Annotated in this window: 18 protein-coding genes; 13 read left to right on the forward strand and 5 right to left on the reverse strand. The window is 69.8% G+C overall.

Annotated elements, in window-relative coordinates:
• Positions 1–25: 25 nt before the first annotated feature.
• The gene (locus tag AC3WQY_RS03780) at positions 26–202 is read right to left on the reverse strand and encodes a hypothetical protein (protein WP_492705903.1); all 177 of its coding nucleotides are present in this window, start codon (positions 200–202) and stop codon (positions 26–28) included.
• Between the two features lie 117 nt (positions 203–319).
• Here AC3WQY_RS03780 and AC3WQY_RS03785 point away from each other — a divergent pair, with 117 nt between their 5' ends.
• On the forward strand, positions 320–1,228 hold the full coding sequence (locus tag AC3WQY_RS03785; RefSeq protein WP_492705905.1) for a LysR family transcriptional regulator: 909 nt from the start codon (positions 320–322) through the stop codon (positions 1,226–1,228).
• A gap of 9 nt (positions 1,229–1,237) precedes the next feature.
• Here the strand turns inward: AC3WQY_RS03785 and AC3WQY_RS03790 are convergent, their stop codons facing one another.
• Together AC3WQY_RS03790 and AC3WQY_RS03795 are read right to left on the reverse strand one after the other, a co-directional pair.
• A complete protein-coding gene (locus AC3WQY_RS03790) occupies positions 1,238–1,891 on the reverse strand; it encodes a hypothetical protein (protein WP_492705908.1) in 654 nt (217 codons plus the stop codon).
• Positions 1,888–2,610 carry a hypothetical protein gene (locus AC3WQY_RS03795; RefSeq protein ID WP_492705911.1) on the reverse strand — a complete coding sequence of 241 codons (723 nt, stop codon included), beginning with the start codon at positions 2,608–2,610 and terminating at the stop codon, positions 1,888–1,890. Before AC3WQY_RS03795 ends, AC3WQY_RS03790 begins: the two co-directional genes overlap by 4 nt.
• Before the next feature lie 171 nt (positions 2,611–2,781).
• Here AC3WQY_RS03795 and trxC point away from each other — a divergent pair, with 171 nt between their 5' ends.
• From trxC to AC3WQY_RS03855, 12 genes are all read left to right on the forward strand, one after another.
• Entirely contained in the window at positions 2,782–3,198 is a 417-nt protein-coding gene (gene trxC / locus AC3WQY_RS03800; RefSeq protein ID WP_492705914.1) for a thioredoxin TrxC, read from the forward strand.
• 66 nt (positions 3,199–3,264) lie between these two features.
• On the forward strand, positions 3,265–5,289 hold the full coding sequence (gene hyfB, locus AC3WQY_RS03805; protein ID WP_492705916.1) for a hydrogenase 4 subunit B: 2,025 nt from the start codon (positions 3,265–3,267) through the stop codon (positions 5,287–5,289).
• The gene (locus tag AC3WQY_RS03810) at positions 5,286–6,233 is read left to right on the forward strand and encodes a respiratory chain complex I subunit 1 family protein (protein ID WP_492705919.1); all 948 of its coding nucleotides are present in this window, start codon (positions 5,286–5,288) and stop codon (positions 6,231–6,233) included. The genes hyfB and AC3WQY_RS03810 overlap by 4 nt, the downstream gene beginning before the upstream one ends.
• A complete protein-coding gene (locus tag AC3WQY_RS03815) occupies positions 6,230–6,889 on the forward strand; it encodes a formate hydrogenlyase (RefSeq protein WP_285234310.1) in 660 nt (219 codons plus the stop codon). The genes AC3WQY_RS03810 and AC3WQY_RS03815 overlap by 4 nt, the downstream gene beginning before the upstream one ends.
• Positions 6,890–6,893: 4 nt before the next feature.
• On the forward strand, positions 6,894–8,354 hold the full coding sequence (locus AC3WQY_RS03820; RefSeq protein ID WP_492705923.1) for a hydrogenase 4 subunit F: 1,461 nt from the start codon (positions 6,894–6,896) through the stop codon (positions 8,352–8,354).
• A 2-nt stretch (positions 8,355–8,356) separates the two neighbouring features.
• A complete protein-coding gene (locus tag AC3WQY_RS03825) occupies positions 8,357–9,859 on the forward strand; it encodes a hydrogenase large subunit (protein WP_492705925.1) in 1,503 nt (500 codons plus the stop codon).
• Positions 9,859–10,383 (forward strand): NADH-quinone oxidoreductase subunit B family protein, encoded by a 525-nt coding sequence (locus AC3WQY_RS03830; protein ID WP_492705927.1) that lies wholly within the window; start codon positions 9,859–9,861, stop codon positions 10,381–10,383. Before AC3WQY_RS03825 ends, AC3WQY_RS03830 begins: the two co-directional genes overlap by 1 nt.
• 69 nt (positions 10,384–10,452) lie before the next feature.
• Positions 10,453–11,487: an isocitrate/isopropylmalate dehydrogenase family protein gene (locus tag AC3WQY_RS03835; RefSeq protein WP_492705929.1), complete on the forward strand. Its 1,035-nt coding sequence runs from the start codon at positions 10,453–10,455 to the stop codon at positions 11,485–11,487.
• Positions 11,488–11,494: 7 nt separating this feature from the next.
• Entirely contained in the window at positions 11,495–12,106 is a 612-nt protein-coding gene (locus AC3WQY_RS03840; protein ID WP_492705931.1) for a LysE family translocator, read from the forward strand.
• Positions 12,107–12,190: 84 nt separating this feature from the next.
• Positions 12,191–12,463, forward strand: coding sequence for a hypothetical protein (locus AC3WQY_RS03845; RefSeq protein WP_492705933.1), 273 nt, complete (start codon positions 12,191–12,193; stop codon positions 12,461–12,463).
• A 75-nt stretch (positions 12,464–12,538) separates the two neighbouring features.
• Positions 12,539–13,537 carry a hypothetical protein gene (locus AC3WQY_RS03850; RefSeq protein ID WP_492705935.1) on the forward strand — a complete coding sequence of 333 codons (999 nt, stop codon included), beginning with the start codon at positions 12,539–12,541 and terminating at the stop codon, positions 13,535–13,537.
• Positions 13,538–13,617: 80 nt separating this feature from the next.
• Positions 13,618–13,782 (forward strand): hypothetical protein, encoded by a 165-nt coding sequence (locus AC3WQY_RS03855; protein ID WP_492705937.1) that lies wholly within the window; start codon positions 13,618–13,620, stop codon positions 13,780–13,782.
• 15 nt (positions 13,783–13,797) lie between these two features.
• On the opposite strand, the gene AC3WQY_RS03860 is transcribed toward AC3WQY_RS03855, so the two are convergent.
• Both AC3WQY_RS03860 and AC3WQY_RS03865 read right to left on the reverse strand, forming a co-directional pair.
• Positions 13,798–16,671 carry an EAL domain-containing protein gene (locus tag AC3WQY_RS03860; protein ID WP_492705939.1) on the reverse strand — a complete coding sequence of 958 codons (2,874 nt, stop codon included), beginning with the start codon at positions 16,669–16,671 and terminating at the stop codon, positions 13,798–13,800.
• Positions 16,672–16,736: 65 nt separating this feature from the next.
• Positions 16,737–18,767 carry an acetoacetate--CoA ligase gene (locus AC3WQY_RS03865; RefSeq protein WP_492705941.1) on the reverse strand — a complete coding sequence of 677 codons (2,031 nt, stop codon included), beginning with the start codon at positions 18,765–18,767 and terminating at the stop codon, positions 16,737–16,739.
• Between the last annotated feature and the right edge of the window lie 25 nt (positions 18,768–18,792).

Below are 18,792 nucleotides of genomic sequence, written 5' to 3' on the forward strand. Positions count from 1 at the left end.
CGCGAAGCGGCAGGTCTGGGGGTGCTCAGTAGTAGCGCGAGCGCAGATCGGCATGGGCGCGCCAGCGCGCCTCCGCGCGCGCGGCCCAGGCCTCAAACCAGCGGTCCAGCAAGGGGCGTGGCGCGGGCGACGCCTCGGCAAGCGCGGCCGGCGGGCGTGGCGCGGGCCCGGTACGGGGCAGTTGGGCAGGCGTGGCGGTCATCGCGATTCCTTTCGGGGCTGTCGGTGCGCCCTGTTGGCGTCCGATATGGCACATGCTATGTTTGCAACTTCGCACCAACAACTGCGTAACTTGCAGCGCAAGTTTGCAAATTTGCACATGGCCACCAGCCTGGAAAGCCTCAACTGGGATGACTTGCGCTATGCCCTGGCGATTGCCGAGGCCGGCTCGCTGGCCGGCGCCGCGGCGACCCTGGGCGTGCGCCACACCACCGTGCTGCGGCGCCTCGACGCCCTGGAGCAGCGCCTGGGCGCGCGCCTGTTCGAACGCCGCCGCCAGGGCTATGCGCCCACCGAGGCCGGCGAGCTGATGGCGGCGCAGGCGCGCGAGATGGCGCCGGCGATTGCCGAGATGCAGCGCCGCATCCTCGGCGCCGATCTGCAGCTGCAGGGCACGCTGCGCCTCACCACCGCCTTCGTCGCCACCCTCTATCTGCTGCCCGAGCCGCTGGCGGCGTTCCGGCGCAGCCACCCCGGCATCGAGGTGGAGGTGAACGAGAACTCCTCGCTGGTGGACATGTCGCGCCGCGATGCCGACGTGGCCCTGCGCATGAGCGCCAAAGTGCCCGAGCATCTGGTGGGGCGGCAGCTGGGCGAGCTGCGCATGCGCGTGTATGCCAAGCGCGGCGCGGCCAATCTGCCGCAGCGCGTGCTGCCCACCGCCCAGCTGTGCCGCGACTATCCCTGGATAGGCTTCGACCGCGAACGCCGCTCGCGCTTCTTCGACCGCTGGATGCTGGAGCATGTGCCGGCCGAGAACGTGGTGATGCGCCTGGACCTGCTGCACCCCGCGGTGGCGATGGCGCGCACCGGCCTGGCGCTGGCGCTGCTGCCCACCAGCGTGGAACGCTACGAGCCCGAGCTCGTGCCGGTGTCGCCGGTGCTTGACGATGTCAGCACCCCAGTCTGGCTGCTCACCCACCCGGACCTGCGCCACACCGCGCGCGTGCGAGCCTTCATGCAGGAGGTCGGCGCGGCGCTGGAGCGGGCGCTGGCGGATGCGCCGTGATGGCGGGCCTCACTTGCCGCTCTTCGCCTCGCCAAGACCCTGCACGTTCAGCTGCAGCTGGCCGGTCGGCGACGAACGCAGCAGCGACTTGCCGTCGTGCCCGTTGTACACATTGAACATCACCGGCCCGGCCATCACGGTCTGCACCGTCATCATCGAATAGGCGCGCTCCACCGAGGCCGACAGGTCCGAGCCGTAGATGGCCAGGTAGCGTTCCTGCGCATCGCCCGGGTTGAAGAACACCGTGCGCTCCAGGTCATTGCCGCGGTTGCGCAGGGTCTTCTCGTCGAAATAGCGCGTCAGCTTGTAGTTGGCATCGAACACCGCCACGCGCGGGATGAACAGGGCCGAGTCCTGCAGGCTACCCTGCGACTTGCTGCTCAGCGCCACCGAGTAGGGCGTGACATAGGCGGGCAGCTCGTAGAGCAGGAAGAAGGCCTTGTTGCCGCCGAAGTCGAAGGCCTGTGCCTGCGTGTCGATCAACAGCTTGGCCTCGCCCAGAGGCAGGGGCTGCATGCGGGCCTGCTGCAGGCTGACGCAGCACAGCGGCGCCTGCTGCAGGGCCTCACGTCCATCGGCCACCAGCTTGGCGGCATTCGGTACCGTGGCGCAGCCCATCAGCGCCACGCAGGCCAGCACCAGCGCGAACTGGCCCGGCCTCATGGGCGCTTCAGGTCTTGCGCGATCTGGGCCGCGATCGCCTCCAGCCCGGCCAGCAGGCCCTGGCGGGTCTTGACCGGATCGGCCACCAGGGCATCGATGTTGGCGAAGCGGTACTGCGGATCCGAGGCCATGTGGATGGTGGGTGCGTTCGGCACCGCATAGCCATAGGTGAAGGTGTCCTCGTAAAGCGTGGCGCCGCTGAGCGCGTCGAAGGTGCGCACATTGGCGATCAGGCGCGGGAAATAGTCGCTCGATGGGCCGGCGGCCCAGTAGCCGCCCGTCAGACGCACCGCCATCACCGCATCGCCCTTGCCCTGCGCCTTGGCCTTGCCCAGCACCTCCTCGTCGCGCAATTCCTTGGGCAGCATGGTGATCGAGGTCTGGTAGCCCAGGTCGCCCAGCTTCTGCGTCAGCTGCGCGCTGAAGCGTTCCTGCAGACGGGTCTCGCCGACATTGATGGCCGCGGTCAGCTTGGCCGATTTGCTCTGCATGTCGGCCGCCGCCACCAGGCCGCCGATGAGGCCGAAGCTCATGCCGGGATGCGCCAGGATGGCCACGTCGTAGCTCTCCTGGTTGGGGTTCTGGGTCACCAACACGGCCTTGATATGCCCGGCCGCCGCGGCGTTGAACGCCTGCTTCTTGGGCGCTTGCGCGCAGCCCGTGAGCAAGGCCAGCGCCACGCAGGCGCCCAGCAGCCATGTCTGCTTCGTCTTCTTCATCTTGATCCTCCCTGCGCCAACCGTGCACCTCGCCCGGTCTCATGACGGCGCCAGCTTTCTTATGGGGGCGGATTCTGGCAGGGCGCGATGACGCAAGTCAGCAGGGGAAGCCCGAGGGCGCTTGAAAAGTTTCGCGCGCGCCCCACATGGCCCAGATCGCCTGGAGCCGCCATGATCGTGACCTGCCCCCACTGCCTCACCAAGAACCGCGTGCCCGCCGAGCGCGCCACCCAGGACCCGGTCTGCGGCAAATGCGGCCAGGCCCTGCTGGCCGGCCAGGTGCTGGAGCTGGGTGAGCACAACTTCGACGCCATCGTGGCCGGCAGCGAATTGCCGGTGCTGGTGGACTTCTGGGCGCCCTGGTGCGGGCCCTGCCGCATGATGGCGCCGCAGTTCGAGCAGGCGGCGCGCCAGCTCAAGGGCCGCGCCCTGCTGGTCAAGGTCAACAGCGACCAGGCCCAGCAGCTCGCGCAGCGCTACGCGATCCGCAGCATCCCGACGCTGATCCAGTTCGGCAACGGCGGGCGCGAGGTGCAGCGCATCAGCGGCGCGCTGCAGACGGCGCAGATCGTCGGCTGGATGCGCTAAAACGCCCAGCGCGCCGGGCGCGGCGCGCAAGACCTGGCCCCGGCCATGCGCTACCATCAAGGCGCCATGAACCAACTGCCCGCCTCAGCGCAATGGCTGCACATCGACTGGATGCTGCTGATCGCGCTGGGCTGGTTGGCGGTGGGCATCGCCGGCGCGCTGGCCCTGCACCGGCTGGCTCTGGTGGCGCGCTGGCTGTTCCCGGCCGGCGGCTTGCTGGGCCTGGCGCTGTTCGGCGTGGCCCTGAGCGCGCTGCTGGCCACGCCCGAGACGGCGCTGCTGCCGGTGGGCCTGCCGGGCCTGCCCTTCCACCTGCGCCTGGACGCGCTCTCGGCCTATTTCCTGATGGTGATGGGCGGCGCCTCGGCCGGCATCTCGGCCTTTGCGGCCGGCTATTTCCGCTCCGGCGAGGGCACGCCGCCGGGCCTGCTGTGCCTGGAGTACCACGTCTTCCTGGTCAGCATGCTGGGTGTGCTGCTGGCCGACGACGCCTACTCCTTCATGGTGATGTGGGAGACCATGGCGCTGGCCTCCTTCTTCCTCGTCACCGCCAACCACCGCATCCCCGAGGTGCGCAGCGCCGGCTATCTCTACCTGACGATGGCGCGCATCGGCGCGATCGCGATCCTGCTGTGCTTCGGCGTGCTGCAGGCCAATACCGGCGACTACAGCTTTGCGAATATGCGCGCGCAGGCGCTCAGCCCCTTCTGGGCCTCGGCGGGCTTCGGGCTGGCGCTGCTGGGCTTTGGCGCCAAGGCGGGTGTGCTGCCCCTGCATGTGTGGCTGCCCGAGGCGCACCCGGCCGCGCCCTCACCGGTCTCGGCGCTGATGAGCGGGGTGATGCTCAACACCGCCATCTACGGCCTGCTGCGCGTGACGCTGGACCTGCTGAGCGCGCCGCTGTGGTGGTGGGGCGGCGTGCTGCTGGCGGTGGGCCTGGCCACCGCGCTGTTCGGCGTGGTGTTCGCCGCCGTGCAGACCGATATGAAGCGCCTGCTGGCCTACTCGTCGATCGAGAACATGGGCCTGCTGTTCGTCGGCATGGGCCTGACGCTGATCTTCAGCGCCTATGCGATGAAGCCGATGGCCGCGCTGGCGCTCACCGCCACGCTCTACCACGTGGCCAGCCATGCCTGCTTCAAGAGCCTGCTGTTCCTGGGCACCGGCAGCGTGCTGCATGCCACCGGCGAGCGCAACCTCGGCAAGCTGGGCGGGTTGATCCGCTGCATGCCCTGGGTGGCCTGGCTGAGCCTGCTGGGCGTGCTGGCCAGCGCCGGCCTGCCGCCGCTGGGCGGCTTCGTCTCGGAATGGCTGCTGCTGCAGAGCTTTCTGTTCGCGCCCGGCCTGCCGGTGCCGCTGCTGACCATGCTGATCCCGGTGGTGGCGGCGCTGATCGCGCTGGTGTCGGCGCTGGCGGGCTACACCATGGTGAAGTTCTTCGGCGTGATCTTTCTGGGCCAGCCGCGCGAGGACAAGCTCGCCCAGGCGCACGACGCCGGCCACTGGGAGCGCGCCGGCATGCTGTGGCTGGTGCTGGGCTGCCTGGCGCTGGGCCTGCTGCCCAGCCAGTTCATCCAGCTGCTGGACCCGGTCACGCAGCAGCTGGTGCGGGCCGGCCTGGGCGCGCAGGTGGCCGCGCATGGCTGGCTGCTCGCGCCGGTGAGCCTGGACCAGGCCAGCTACGGGCCCATCATCTTCCTGCTGGGCATCCTGGCCTGTTTCGCGCTGGCCTTTGTGCTGGTGCGCCGGCTCTACCATGGCCGCCTGCGCCGCGCGATCCCCTGGGCCTGCGGCTTCCCCTGGGGCACGGCGCGCATGCAGGACAGCGCCGAGGGCTTCGGCCAGCCGATCCGCCAGATCTTCGAGCCCTTCTTCCTGATGCGGCGCGAGCTGCCCTCGCCCTTCGACAGCCAGCCGCATTACCGGGTCCAGGTGGACGATCACTTCTGGCGCTGGCTCTACCTGCCGCTGGCCGAGCTGGCCGCGATGCTGGCGCGCCTGATCGGCCGGCTGCAGCAGGGCCGCATCGCGGTCTACCTGCTCTACAGCTTCCTGACCTTGATCGCCACCTTGTTGGTCGTACAACGATGAGCTTCAGCGGCCTGCTCTCCCAACTGCTGGAAATCCTGCTGGCGGTGGCGCTGGCGCCGCTGCTGAGCGGCTGGGTCAGTCAATGCCGCGCCTGGCTGCAGGGCCGCAGCGCCCCCAGCCTGCTGCAGCCCTACTACCTGCTGCACAAGCTCTTCAACAAGGAGTCGGTGCTGGCCGAGCATGCCTCGCCGCTGTTCCGCAGCGCGCCCTATGTCAAGTTCGGCTGCATGACGCTGGCCTGCGCCATCATCCCCACGCTCTCCACCGACCTGCCGCTGGCGCCCGCCGCCGATGCCATCGCCCTGGTGGGCCTGTTCGCGCTGGCGCGCGTGTTCATCTCGCTGGCGGCGATGGACGTGGGCACGGCCTTCGGCAGCATGGGCGCGCGGCGCGAGATGCTGATCGGCTTCCTGGCCGAGCCGGCCCTGCTGATGGTGCTGTTCTCGGCCTCGTTGATCTCCAAGTCCACCTCGCTCACCACCATCGTCGAGACCCTGGGCCATCGCGAGCTGGCCATCTACCCGGGCCTGGCCTTCGCGGGCGTGGCCTTCACGATGGTCTCGCTGGCCGAGAACGCGCGCGTGCCGGTGGACAACCCGGCCACGCACCTGGAACTGACGATGATCCACGAGGCCCTGATCCTCGAGTACTCGGGCCGCCACCTGGCACTGCTGGAATGGGCGGCGAGCCTGAAGCTGTTCGCCTATTCCTGCATCGGCCTGGCGCTGTTCTTCCCCTGGGGCGTGGCCGAGGCGCAGGCGCCGCTGGCGATGCTGCTGGCCCTGCCGGTGCTGGTGGGCAAGCTGGCCGTGGGCGGCGCGCTGATGGCCTTGCTGGAAACGCTCTCGGCCAAGATGCGCATCTTCCGCGTGCCCGAGTTCCTCGCCACCGCCTTCCTGCTGGCGGTGATCGGCATGCTGGTTCATCTATTGTTAGCACGATGAGCGACTTGCTGACCCAATTCGTCAACCTGCTCGGCGCGGTGCTGCTGATGCTGGCCTTCGCGATGATCTCGCAGCGCCGCATCGTCTCGCTGATCCATCTGTTCACCATGCAGGGCGCCACCCTGGTGCTGGCCACCGCGGTGGTGGGCGTGGTCACGCACCAGCCGCATCTGTTCGTCTCCGCCGGCGTGACCCTGCTGCTCAAGGTGCTGCTGATCCCCTGGCTGCTGCACCGCGTGGTGGGTCGGCTGAACATCCGCTGGGACATCGAGACCCTCATCAACATCCCCACCACCATGCTGATCGGCATCGGCGTGGTGATCTTCTCCTTCAACCTCGCGATGCCGATCTCGCGCCTGTCCTCGGCGCTGGCCAGCGGCACGCTGGGCATCGCGCTGGCCTGCGTGCTGCTGTCCTTCCTGATGATGATCACGCGCGCCAAGGCGGTGCCGCAGGTGATCGGCTTCCTGGCGATGGAGAACGGCCTGTTCTTCGCCGCCACCGCCGCCACCTATGGCATGCCCATGGTGGTGGAGCTGGGCATCGCGCTGGACGTGCTGATCGGCGTGCTGATCCTGGGCGTGTTCATGTTCCAGATCCGCGAGCAGTTCGACAGCCTGGACATCCGCCACCTCGAAAAACTCAAGGAGGACTGACCCCTTGTCGGCGCTCGCCTTCCTGCTTGCCTCGCCCCTCATCGGCGGCCTGGTGCTGGCCCTGGTCGGGCATCGCGACAACGCCCGCGATGTCAACGTCGGCTTCAGCCTCGCCACCTTCATCGCCGCCTGCGTGCTGACCGCCGAGGTGGTACGCGGCGGGCCGCAGCTGCTGTGGAACCGCGAGTTCTACGTCGACGCGCTGAACGTCTTCCTGGTCACGCTCACCGCCTTCGTGGGCCTCACCACCGCGATCTTCTCGCGCCCCTATATGCGCATCGAGCGCGACCACGGCAAGATGACGCCGCCGCGCCTGCGCCTGTATCACAGCATGTACCAGCTGTTCAGCTTCACCATGCTGCTGGCGCTCACCACCAACAATCTCGGCATCGTCTGGGTGGCGATGGAGGCGGCCACCCTCACCACCGTGCTGCTGGTGAGCGTGTACCGCACGGCCGCCAGCCTGGAAGCGGCCTGGAAGTACTTCATCCTGTGCGGCGTGGGCATCGCCCAGGCGCTGTTCGGCACCGTGCTGCTGTACATGGCGGCCGAGAAGGTGATCGGCGCCGAAGGTGGGGCGCTCTTGTGGACCAATCTCGACGCGGTGAAAGCGCAGCTGGACCCCAACATCATCACCCTGGCCTTCGCCTTCCTCTTCATCGGCTATGGCACCAAGGTAGGCCTGGTGCCGGTGCACAACTGGCTGCCCGATGCCCATGCCGAGGGCCCGACGCCGGTCTCGGCGGTGCTCTCGGGCCTCTTGCTCAACGTCGCGCTGTACGCGGTGCTGCGCTGCAAGGTGCTGACCGATGGCGCCCTGCACGGCCCGCTCACCGGCCGGCTGATGATGGGCTTCGGCCTGCTCTCGGTGGTGGCGGCGGTGTTCTTCCTGATCCGGCAGAAGGACGTCAAGCGCATGTTCGCCTACTCGTCGATCGAGCACATGGGCATGATGACCTTTGCCTTCGGCATGGGCGGGCCGATCGCCAGCTATGCCGGCCTGCTGCACATGACGGTGCATTCGCTCATCAAGTCGGCGATCTTCTTTGCGGTGGGCCATGCCACGCAAAAGGCCGGCAGCCAGCTGATGGAGGAGATCCGCGGGCTGATCCGCGTCAGCCCCACGGTCGGCTGGGGCCTGATGCTGGGCGCGCTGGCCATCCTGGGCATGCCGCCCTTCGGCGTGTTCGCGAGCGAGTTCCTGATCGTCACCACCGCGATGCGCGAGCAGGCCTGGGCCACGCCCTGGCTGCTGATCGCGCTGGGCCTGGCCTTTGCCTCGGTGTTCAGCCGCGTGCAGCCGATGGTGTTCGGCGAGACCACGCTCAAACCGCTGGCCCATCCCCCCGCGCTGATCCCGGTGTTCGTGCACCTGGCGCTGGGCCTGCTGCTGGGCCTCTACATCCCGCCCTATCTGGATGCCTGGTACCGCCAGGCCGCCGCCATGCTGGTGGGAGGGCCCTGAACATGTCGATGCTTGTTGCGCTGCCCACGCCGCTGCCGATCCGCCATGGTGTGGTGGATCGCGAGGGCTGGCTGGCGGTGGCGCAGGATGTGCTGGCCGGCGGCGGCCGCCTGGTCTCGCTATGGGGTAGCAGCAGCGCCGACGCCGAGGGCGCGCGCGCGGCCCACGCCGCCTACGCCTTCTCCTTCGAATCCGGCTTGGCCTGGATCGAGCTGCCACTGGCCCCGGATGAGGGCTACCCCGACCTGGCGCCGCTGTTCCCCGCCGCCGCACGCCTGCAGCGCGCCGCGCGCGATCTGGACGGCATCCAGGCCGAGGGCGCGGCGGACACGCGGCCCTGGCTGGACCATGGCCTGTGGGGCGCGGAGGGCGATGCCGCCGGCGCCCTGCCGGCCGACTACGCCTTCGTGCGCGTGCAGGGCGAGGGCGTGCACGAGATCGCCGTCGGGCCCGTGCATGCCGGCATCATCGAGCCCGGCCATTTCCGCTTCTCGGTGGTGGGCGAGAAGGTGCTGCGGCTGGAAGAGCGGCTGGGCTACAAGCACAAGGGCATCGCGCGCCGCTTCACCGAGCTGCCGGCGCTGGAGGCCCATCGCCTGGCCGGCCGCGTCTCGGGCGACTCCACCGTCGCCTATGCCTGGGCCTATTGCATGGCGCTGGAGGCCGCCGCCGGCTGCGCCGTGCCCGCGCGCGCCGCCTGGCTGCGCGCCCTGCTGCTGGAGCGCGAGCGCGTCGCCAACCACCTGGGCGACCTCGGCGCGCTCGGCAACGACGCCGCCTTCGCGCTCGGCCTGGCGCAGTTCGCGCGCCTGCGCGAGGACTGGCAGCGCCTCTCGATGGCGCTGTTCGGCCATCGCTTCATGATGGACCGCATCGTGCCCGGCGGCGTCGCGGTGGACCTCGATGCCGAGGGCCGGCGCCGCCTGCTGGCGCAATGCGATGCGCTGGAGCCCGAGCTGCGCCAGCTGCGCCATATCTACGACGAGCATGCCGGCCTGCAGGACCGCTTCATCGGCACCGGCCGCGTCACGCCCCAGCTGGCCGCCCAGCTGGGCCTGACCGGCCTGGCCGGCCGCGCCAGCGCCCAGACCTGGGATCTGCGCTGCGCCCCCTCGCTGCCGCCCTATGACGGGCTGAACGTCAATATGGCCACGCACCGCAATGGCGATGTGGCGGCGCGCGTCAGCGTGCGCTTCGACGAGCTGCTGGAATCGCTGCGCCTGCTGCGCCTGCTATGCCTGGGCCTGCCCGAGGGGCCGCTGCGTGCAGAAGAGTTGAGCCTGCCGACCGGCGCGGCGCGCGGCGCCGGCTGGGTGGAGGGCTGGCGCGGCGAGGTGTTCGTGGCGCTGGAGCTGGATGCGGGCGCGATCCGCCGCTGCCATTGCCACGACCCCTCCTGGCAGAACTGGCCGGTGCTGGAGCATGCGGTGATCGGCAACATCGTTCCCGACTTCCCGCTCATCAACAAGTCCTTCAACCTCAGCTATGCGGGGCACGATCTCTGATGTGGCGCATCCTCAGGCAAATCGCCCGCACCGGCATCGTCAGCGAGCCGGCGCCCGAAGTCACGCTCGACCCCTCGGCCGAAGCCGGCCGCATCCAGCATGCGCTGCTGCAGATCCTCGGCCGCGCGCTGTGCATACGCGAGGTCGATGCCGGCTCCTGCAACGGCTGCGAGCTCGAGCTGCATGCGCTCAACAACCCCTATTACAACCTCGAGGGCCTGGGCATCAAGTTCGTCGCCAGCCCGCGCCATGCCGACATGCTGCTGGTCACCGGCCCGGTGTCGCGCCATATGGCCGAGGCGCTGCGCCGCAGCTACGAGGCCACGCCCGAGCCGCGGCTGGTGCTGGCCGTCGGCGATTGCGGCTGCGACGGCGGCATCTTTGGCGAGCGCAGCGCTGCCCACTGCGGGCGCGTCGCCAATGTGATCCCGGTCGATCTCACGGTGCCGGGCTGCCCGCCGCCGCCGCTGGAGATCCTGCGCGCCATCCTGACGGCGGTGCAGCGGCAGCATCAGCATCGCTGAACCTGCGTCAATCTCGCGTAGGCCTGGTTCGCTATGCTTGCGCCCAAACTTGCAGCGAGCGACCCCACCATGACCCAGACCATTCCAGCCACGCTGATCCCCGGCGATGGCATCGGCCCCGAGATCGTCGACGCCACGCTGGCGGCGCTGGAGGCGCTGCAGGCCCCGTTCGAGTGGGACCGTCAGGTCGCCGGCCTGGGCGGTGTGCAAGCCCATGGCGACCCGCTGCCCAAGGCCACGCTGGACAGCATCCGCCGCACCAAGCTGGCGCTGAAGGGCCCGCTGGAAACGCCCTCGGGCGGCGGCTACCGCTCCTCCAATGTGCGCCTGCGCGAGGAGTTCCAGCTCTATGCCAATGTGCGCCCGGCACGCACCATCATCCCCGGCGGCCGCTTCGACCACATCGACCTGCTGGTGGTGCGCGAGAACCTCGAGGGCCTCTACATCGGTCATGAGCATTACGTGCCGATCGGCGACGACCCGCATGCGGTGGCGATGGCCACCGGCGTCAACACCCGCCAGGGCAGCCGCCGCCTGCTGGAATACGCCTTCGAGCTGGCCATCGCCAGTGGCCGCAAGAAGGTCACCATCGTGCACAAGGCCAACATCATGAAGGCGCTCACCGGCCTGTTCCTGGAGACCGGCCAGGAACTCTGGGAGCGCAAGTACAAGGACCGCATCGCACTGGAGACGGTGATCGTCGATGCCTGCGCGATGAAGCTGGTGCTCAACCCCTGGCAGTTCGACGTGCTGGTGACCACCAATCTGTTCGGCGACATCCTCTCCGACCTGGTGGCCGGCCTGGTCGGCGGGCTGGGCATGGCGCCGGGCGCCAATATCGGCGCCGACGCGGCGATCTTCGAGGCCGTGCACGGCTCGGCCCCCGACATCGCCGGCAAGGGCATCGCCAACCCCACCGCGCTGCTGCTGGCCGCCGCCATGATGCTGGACCATTGCAAGCTCGGCGAGCTGGCGACGCGGCTGCGCGTCGCGATCGACGCCACGCTCAATATCGACAAGGTGCGCACCGGCGATCTGGGCGGCACGGCCGGCACCGCCGCCTACACCCAGGCGTTGGTGAGCCGCATCAAGAACGCAGGCTGAGCCCGGCATGGCCCTGCACACCTGGCTGCTCTACCTCGTCGCCGCGCTGGGGCTCTCGCTCACGCCCGGGCCCAACAGCCTGCTGGTGCTGACGCATGGCGCCCTGCACGGCCATCGCAAGACGCTCTACACCGTGGCCGGCGGCGCGCTGGGATTTCTGGCGCTGATCGCGCTCTCGATGCTGGGCATCGGCGCGCTGCTGCAGACCTCGGCGCAGGCGCTCACCCTGCTCAAGCTGCTGGGCGGCGCCTATCTGGTGTGGCTGGGCGTGCAGCTGTGGCGCGCCCCGGCGATCCAGCTCGGCGCGGCCGCGGCGGGCAGCGATGCACGCGCCAGCGCGCTGCTGCGCCAGGGCCTGCTGACGGCCATCTCCAACCCCAAGGCGCTGCTGTTCTACGGCGCCTTCCTGCCCCAGTTCATCGACCCGGCGCGCGACCTGCTGACCCAGTTCATCGTCATGGCCCTGGTGTTCGTGGCGGTGGAATGCCTGGTCGAGTACCTGCTGGCGCTGCTGGCACATCGCATCCGCCCGGCGCTGGAACGCCTGGGCAAGCGCTTCAACCGCGCCTGCGGCGGCATGTTCGTGGCGATGGGCTTGGCACTGCCGATGACGCGCTAGCGGCTATGTACGACAGCGCACAGAGCCGCGTCACGCACACAGGCTATGCTCGCCGGGTAATAGCTGCCTCGGCTTGGGATGCATATGCGACGACGTAAACCGCAGGAAGAACTGGCGCTCACTCCCGTGCGCGTGCGCGCGGGCCTGGCCCAGGGCCGGCTCGATAGCTTGCGCGCCGCCCTGCCCGGCGCGGCCGCCTTTTTGAAACGCCGCCGCGCCGACCTGCTCAAGCCCGACGAGATCGCCGACTACGTGGCGCTGGACTGGCTCTCTTGGGAGGGCGGCGGGCTCAAGCTCACCGCCACCGGCGAGAACATCTGCGCCCAGAGCCAGCGCGCCTGCAGCGCCGCGGGCTGAGGCATTTACCTCTGCTTACGCTGGGCGCGGGCCGGCAGTCATGGGAAGATGGCTGCCTGCAGACCGGAGCCCACCATGCATTCACGACCTTTCCGCTTCGGCAGCTGGCTTGCCCTGCTGCTGACGTTCTTGATCGCCAACCTGCTGGCGCCCGCGCTGGCGCAGGGCCGCCATGGCGATGACGGCGAATACCAGATCCTGCAGGCGCGCTACGGCACCGCCAGCCAGAACGTCGACGTGACCCAGCGCCTGCGCGAGCTGGCGCGCTCGGACCGCGAGTTCCGCGTCTCCAACGACACCCTGGGCGTCGACCCCCATCCCTACCAGAAGAAGACGCTGCGCATCTACGCGCGCGGCCGCGACGGCCAGACCCGCACCTTCGAATACCAGGAGAACCAGCGCGTCGATGGCGCGATGTTCACCGGTTGGGGCGGCGGCCAATGGGGGCAGGGGCGCTGGAACGGCGGCTGGGAGGGCGAGCATGGCAATCGGCCGGGCCGGGCCAGCAATGACGAGGGCGAGTACCTGATCCTGGAAGCACGCTACGGCACCGCGCAGCGCAATGTCGACGTGACCCAGCGCCTCAAGCAGCTGGCCAGCGAGGACCGCCCCTTCGCGGTCAGCAACAACTCGCTGGGCGTGGACCCCCACCCCTACCAGAAGAAGACCCTGCGCATCTACGCGCGCGGCCGCGACGGCCAGACCCGCACCTTCGAGTACCAGGAAGAGCAGCGCGTCGACGGCGCCCAGTTCATCGGCTGGGGCGGCGGCCAATGGGGCCAAGGCGGCTGGGGTCGCGGCTGGGGTGACGATCAGCCCGGCTATGCCAACGAGGGCGGCGCCCTCACCATCCTCAGCGCGCGCTACGGCGCCGACGGCCGCACGCGCGATATCACGCAGCGCCTGCGCGCCATGGTGCGCAATGGCCGGCTCGACGTCACCGCCGACAACAACCTCGCCGGCGGCGACCCGGCCCCCTATGTGGGCAAGACCCTGTGGGTCACCTACCGCGTCGGCCGCGGGCCCGAGCTGGAAGTGGCGGTGGAAGAGCGCGGCCGGCTGAGCATTCCCTGAGCGCCGGCGGCGCCGCTAAGAATTCCTTCAGGCCGCGGCCCGATGCTGAGACCGTCGTTCAACTCAGCCCCGGACATGCCATGCAAACCGACCTCAGCCAGTTCCTGCGCCAGCTCGCCGGCGTCATCACGATGTCGCTGGTGCCCGTGGTGCTGGTGGCCTTCATCTCGCTGCCGCTGAACATGGGCCGGCATCCCGGCGATGCGGAGCCGCACCGCAGCGCCGTGGGCGCACACATGAGCTGACGGCCTGGCTCAGCGTCACTGCGGCGGCCGGTACTGCGCGGCCCAGGCGCCGAAGTCCGCCGCCGGCATCGGCCGGGCGATGAAATAGCCCTGCGCGATGTCGCAGCCCCAGGCGGCCAGCAGATCCCAGGCGTCTTGCGTCTCGATGCCCTCCGCAACGATCTGGCGCCCAAGATCGTGCACCAGATCGATGGTGGACTTCACAATCACCGCGGCGTCCTTGTCGCCGCCCAGCGAGCGCACGAAGGACTGGTCGATCTTGATGAAGTCGACCGGCAGCTTCTGCAGATAGCTCAGCGAGGAATAGCCGGTGCCGAAATCGTCGACATAGAGCGCGATGCCCTGTTCGCGCAGGCCATGCAGCACGCGCAGCGCATGCTCGGCATCCTCCATCACGGTGCTCTCGGTGATCTCGATCTCCAGCAGGCCGGCCGGATAGTCGCCGCCGCTGCGCAGGCCGCGCAACTGCTCCAGCAGGCTCTCGTCGCGCAGATTGCGCGCCGACAGATTGACCGCCACCGGCAGGCCGGCGGCCGCGCCGGTTGACGCGCGCAGCCAGCTTGTCACCGCCCGCAGCACCCATTCGGTGAGCGGCTTGATCAGGCCGGTGTCCTCGGCCAGGCCGATGAACTCGCCCGGCGGCACCAGGCCGCGCTCGGGGTGCTGCCAGCGCAGCAGCGCCTCGGCGCCGCAGACGCGGCCGCTGCGCATCTCGACCTTGGGCTGCAGATAGAGCCTGAGCTCGTCGCTCTCGATCGCCTGCCGCAGCTGGATCGCCAGCTTGAGGCGCCCGGGGCGGTCCAGCTGCTGCTCGGGGTCAAAGATGACATGGCGGCGCCCCTGGTGGCGCGCCTCGTGCACCGCAATATCCATGTGGCGGAACAGATCGTGCGGCGTCGCGCCATGCTCGGGAAACAGCACGATGCCGGTCTTGGCGCTCAGGTCCAGCGGAATGCCCGCCACCAGGCAGGGCGCCGCCAGCGCCGCCTCCAACTGCTGCGCCAGGCGCGTCACCTCGGCACGGCCGGCCTCCGGCAGCAGCACGGCAAACTCGTCGCCGCGCAGGCGCGCCACCGTGGCATGGGCGGGCACGACCCGGCGCAGGCGCGCGCCGAACTCCTGCAGCATCTGGTCGCCATGGCTGAAGCCCAGCGCGTCGTTGACCTCGCGCAGGCGGTCGATGTCGGTCTGCAGCACGGCGAACGAGCCCCCGCTGTGCTCGCTGTGGTGCATCGCCGCCACCAGCAGATCGCTGAACACCGCCTCGTTGGGCAGGCCAGTGAGCGCGTCGTAGCGCGTCAGCTGGTGCATGGCGGCCTGGATGCGCGCCTGCTCGGCGCGCGCGCGCAGGGTGCCGATGCCGAAGGCCAGATCGTCCGCAGACTCGCCCAGCAGCCTGATCTCGTCGGCGTCGAAGGCATCGGCCTCGGCGTGGTAGATCGCCAGCGCCCCGATCACCTCGCCCTCCACGCGCAAGGGGCAGGCCAGCACCGACACGTGGCCGCCCAGCTCGGCCTGCCAAGCCATGTAGTCGGGATGGCCGCGCATGTCCCGCACCAGGGTCAGCGCGCCGCTGCGTATCGCGCGCGCCGCGGCGCCGCGCCCGCGCTCGCCATCGCCCCAGCTGGCATGCAAGGCGCGCAGCCCCGCGACGCCTTGCGGATAGCCGCAGGCGGCCCTGGGATCGAGCGTGCGCTGCGCATCGTCGACGCGGTACCAGACCACCGCCATCGCATAGGCGCCGGACTCGACGATGGCGACGCACATGCTGTCGAGCAGTTCCTGCTCCTCGCTGGCGCGCAGCATGGTGCGGTTGCCGGCGCTGAGGGTGCGCAGCGCACGGCTGACATGCTCGAGCTCGCTGACGCGCAGTTCCAGCTCGCTGTTGAGGCCCTGGATATGGGCTTCGGCACGCTTGCGCTCGGTGATGTCGGAGCCCAGCACGTAATAGCCCGCCACCTGGCCGTCGGCGGCGTGCTTGGGCACGTAGTTGATGACCTGCCAGACCTCCGGGAACGGCTCCCAGTCGTAGCTCAGGGCCTCGCCCGCCAGCGCCCGGGCGATCAGGGGCGCCGCGATCGCGTAGCGGTCCTCGCCCAGCACTTCGCGCACGCTGCGCCCGGTGATGTCGCCCTGTGCGGGGGCGAAGCGCTGCAGGTACTGCTGGTTCACATAGACATAGCGCTGGCCGGCATCCACATAGGCGATCATGGCCGGCACATTGCTGATGATGCTGCGCAGATGATCTTCGCTCACGCGCAGCTGGCGGCGGATCAGCTCGAAAACCCCCGCCAGCAGGGCCAGCAGGAACAGCGCCAGCAGGGCGCCGCTGAGCGACAGCGCCCGGTGCGTGCGCAGCTCGCCGGCGCTGCGCTGCGCCAGCTGCTCCACCTCCTCGTCCTCCATGGTGGTGAGCAGGTTGTAGACCTGCTGGCGCGTGGCCGCCAGCGGCACGCTGGCCACATAGGCGGTGGCGGCGGGTTCGCCCTCGGTCTTGCGCAGCGTCTCGATCTGGCGCGCGAACTGCAGGCGCTGGTCGATGACCGCGCGCAGCTGGTCCCAGCGCCCGCGCTGCAGCGCGTCCTGCTCGGTCAGCAGCCGGATGCGCTGCAGCAGCTGCTCGCGCCGCGCGATCGAGCTGTCGCGCTCTTCGATGCGGGCGGGATCGCCGGTGAGGCGGAAGTTCTGCGTCGCCAACTCGATCTGCAGGGTGCGCGCCCGCACGCGCGCCAGCGAGCTGATCAGCTCATGGCTGCGCGCCACGCGCTGCGTGGCATCGGCCTCGTCGCCGACCAGCTTCCAGATGCTGCCCGCCAGGGCCGCCACCACCAGCGCGGCACTGGCAAAGGCCAGCAGCACCTTGGACTCGAAGCCTGACACCCCCCTCATCGCACTCCCTGCCACGGGGTTTCGATGCACCGATAGTAGCCCCTGGCTGCCGGCCCGCCTGCGCGTCAGTGTTCGGCGCGCTCGGCCCGCCGCGCCGCGAAGTCCTCGAACCAGGCCAGGCAGCTTGCGTTGGCCATCGCATCGCGCTTGAACACCGTGTCGGCCGCCGCGCCCAGCAGCAGCTTCTTCACCGGCAGCTCCATCTTCTTGCCGGAGAGCGTGCGCGGGATCGCGCTGACCTGGAAGACCTCGTTGGGCACATGGCGGGCCGAGAGCGCCTCGCGTATCGCCTGGCGCAGGCGCTGCTGCAGCGCGGCGTCCAGCGCCAGGCCTTCGCGCAGCACCACGAACAAGGGCATATAGCTCTCGCGCCCCAGGTATTCCAGGTCCACCACCAGGCTGTCCAGCACCTCGGGCAGCGCCTCCACCGCGCGGTAGAGCTCGGCCGTGCCCATGCGGATGCCGTGGCGGTTGATGGTGGCATCGCTGCGGCCGTAGATGATGGCGCCGCCCTCGGGGGTGATGCGCAGCCAGTCGCCATGGCGCCAGATGCCCTCGCCGTTCGGGCCGCGATACATCTCGAAATAGCTCTCGCGGTAGCGCCGGCCGTCGACATCGCCCCAGAAGAACAGCGGCATCGAGGGCATCGGGCGGGTGCACACCAGCTCGCCCACCTCGTCCAGCAAGACCTGACCCCGGCCCTGGGCATCCGGCTCGCCGTAGGCCTGCACCGCCGCGCCCAGGCAGCGGCATTGCATCTGGCCGCGCCGCACCGGCGCACCCGGCAGGCCGCCCAGGAAGGCGCCGGCGAAATCGGTGCCGCCAGCGATGCAGCTGATCCAGATCGGCGCGCCCTCCACCGCCGGCAGCTGCTGCCAGATCCAGTCATAGCATTCGTCCGCCAGCGGGCTGCCGGTGGAACCGACGCCGCGCAGCGCGCTCAGATCGCCCTGCTGCTGCGGCCGCACGCCCGCCTTCAGGCAGCTGGCGTAAAAGGCCGCGCCGGCGCCGACGAAGCTGGCGCGCGTGAGCGCGGCAAAGCGCCAGAGCGTGCCCCAGTCCGGCGCCTCGCGCGGGCCACCGGGGCTGCCGTCGAACAGGCAGATGCTGGCGCCGGCCAGCAGCGCGTTGACCTGGCAATTCCACATGATCCAGCCGGTGGAGCTGTACCAGTGGAAGCGGTCCTCGGGCCGCAGGTCGCCATGCAGCACCTGCAGCTTCAGGGCCTCCAGCACGATGCCGCCATGGCCGTGCACGATGGGCTTGGGCAGGCCGGTGGTACCGCTGGAATAGACGATCCACAGCGGGTGCTCGAAGGGCAGGGGCAGCGGGTCCAGGTGCTCGTCGCCGCCGGCCAGGGCATCAAAGCGGTAGGCCGGGCGCAGCGGCGCGGCCAGGCGCTGCTCGTCCACGCCGGCATCCAGCCAGGGCAGCAGCAGCACATGCTCGACGCTGGGCAGCTGGCCCAGCACCTCGGCCAGCGTGTCCATGCGGTCCACCGCCTGGCTGGCATAGGTATAGCCGTCCACCGCGATCAGCACCTTGGGTTCGATCTGGCGGAAGCGGTCCAGCACCGCCACCGGCCCCATGTCGGGCGAGCACACCGACCAGATCGCGCCCAGGCTGGCGCAGGCCAGGAAGGCCACCACCGTGTGCGGGATATTGGGCAGGTAGGCCACCACCCGATCGCCGCGCTGCACGCCCAGGCGCTGCAGCGAGGCCGCCAGCGCACCCACCTGGGCGCGCAGTTCGGGCCAGCTCAGCTCGGCGCGCTCGCCGCGCGCCAGCATCGCCTCGGTGGCCCACAGGATCGCCGGGCGGCCCGCCGCGGCGGCGGCATCGGCATGGCGCAGCACCTGGGCCGCGTGGTTGAGGGTGGCGCCGGCGAACCAGCGCGCACCGGGCATGCGGTCCTCGCTGAGCGCATCGCCGAAGGGCGTGTCGGAGTGCAGCTCGAAGAAGTCCCACAGGCTCAGCCAGAAGGCGTCGAGCTCGCTGATCGACCAGCGCCACAGCGCCTCGTAGTCCGTGAAACTCAGGCCCTGGGTGCGGGCCAGGAAGTCGCGGTAGCGATCGAGTTCATGCGGGGCTGCCATGCCGCATGATGGCGGCGCGGCCCGC

This window comes from Roseateles sp. FW301-B2, from assembly GCF_058788955.1.

Excerpts from the sequence above, each read along its gene's own strand:
- AC3WQY_RS03780 (WP_492705903.1), bottom strand. The coding sequence starts at position 202 with ATGACCGCCACGCCTGCCCAACTGCCCCGTACCGGGCCCGCGCCACGC.
- AC3WQY_RS03785 (WP_492705905.1), top strand. The coding sequence starts at position 320 with ATGGCCACCAGCCTGGAAAGCCTCAACTGGGATGACTTGCGCTATGCC.
- AC3WQY_RS03790 (WP_492705908.1), bottom strand. The coding sequence starts at position 1,891 with ATGAGGCCGGGCCAGTTCGCGCTGGTGCTGGCCTGCGTGGCGCTGATG.
- AC3WQY_RS03795 (WP_492705911.1), bottom strand. The coding sequence starts at position 2,610 with ATGAAGAAGACGAAGCAGACATGGCTGCTGGGCGCCTGCGTGGCGCTG.
- trxC (WP_492705914.1), top strand. The coding sequence starts at position 2,782 with ATGATCGTGACCTGCCCCCACTGCCTCACCAAGAACCGCGTGCCCGCC.
- hyfB (WP_492705916.1), top strand. The coding sequence starts at position 3,265 with ATGAACCAACTGCCCGCCTCAGCGCAATGGCTGCACATCGACTGGATG.
- AC3WQY_RS03810 (WP_492705919.1), top strand. The coding sequence starts at position 5,286 with ATGAGCTTCAGCGGCCTGCTCTCCCAACTGCTGGAAATCCTGCTGGCG.
- AC3WQY_RS03815 (WP_285234310.1), top strand. The coding sequence starts at position 6,230 with ATGAGCGACTTGCTGACCCAATTCGTCAACCTGCTCGGCGCGGTGCTG.
- AC3WQY_RS03825 (WP_492705925.1), top strand. The coding sequence starts at position 8,357 with ATGTCGATGCTTGTTGCGCTGCCCACGCCGCTGCCGATCCGCCATGGT.
- AC3WQY_RS03830 (WP_492705927.1), top strand. The coding sequence starts at position 9,859 with ATGTGGCGCATCCTCAGGCAAATCGCCCGCACCGGCATCGTCAGCGAG.
- AC3WQY_RS03835 (WP_492705929.1), top strand. The coding sequence starts at position 10,453 with ATGACCCAGACCATTCCAGCCACGCTGATCCCCGGCGATGGCATCGGC.
- AC3WQY_RS03840 (WP_492705931.1), top strand. The coding sequence starts at position 11,495 with ATGGCCCTGCACACCTGGCTGCTCTACCTCGTCGCCGCGCTGGGGCTC.
- AC3WQY_RS03845 (WP_492705933.1), top strand. The coding sequence starts at position 12,191 with ATGCGACGACGTAAACCGCAGGAAGAACTGGCGCTCACTCCCGTGCGC.
- AC3WQY_RS03850 (WP_492705935.1), top strand. The coding sequence starts at position 12,539 with ATGCATTCACGACCTTTCCGCTTCGGCAGCTGGCTTGCCCTGCTGCTG.
- AC3WQY_RS03855 (WP_492705937.1), top strand. The coding sequence starts at position 13,618 with ATGCAAACCGACCTCAGCCAGTTCCTGCGCCAGCTCGCCGGCGTCATC.
- AC3WQY_RS03860 (WP_492705939.1), bottom strand. The coding sequence starts at position 16,671 with ATGAGGGGGGTGTCAGGCTTCGAGTCCAAGGTGCTGCTGGCCTTTGCC.
- AC3WQY_RS03865 (WP_492705941.1), bottom strand. The coding sequence starts at position 18,767 with ATGGCAGCCCCGCATGAACTCGATCGCTACCGCGACTTCCTGGCCCGC.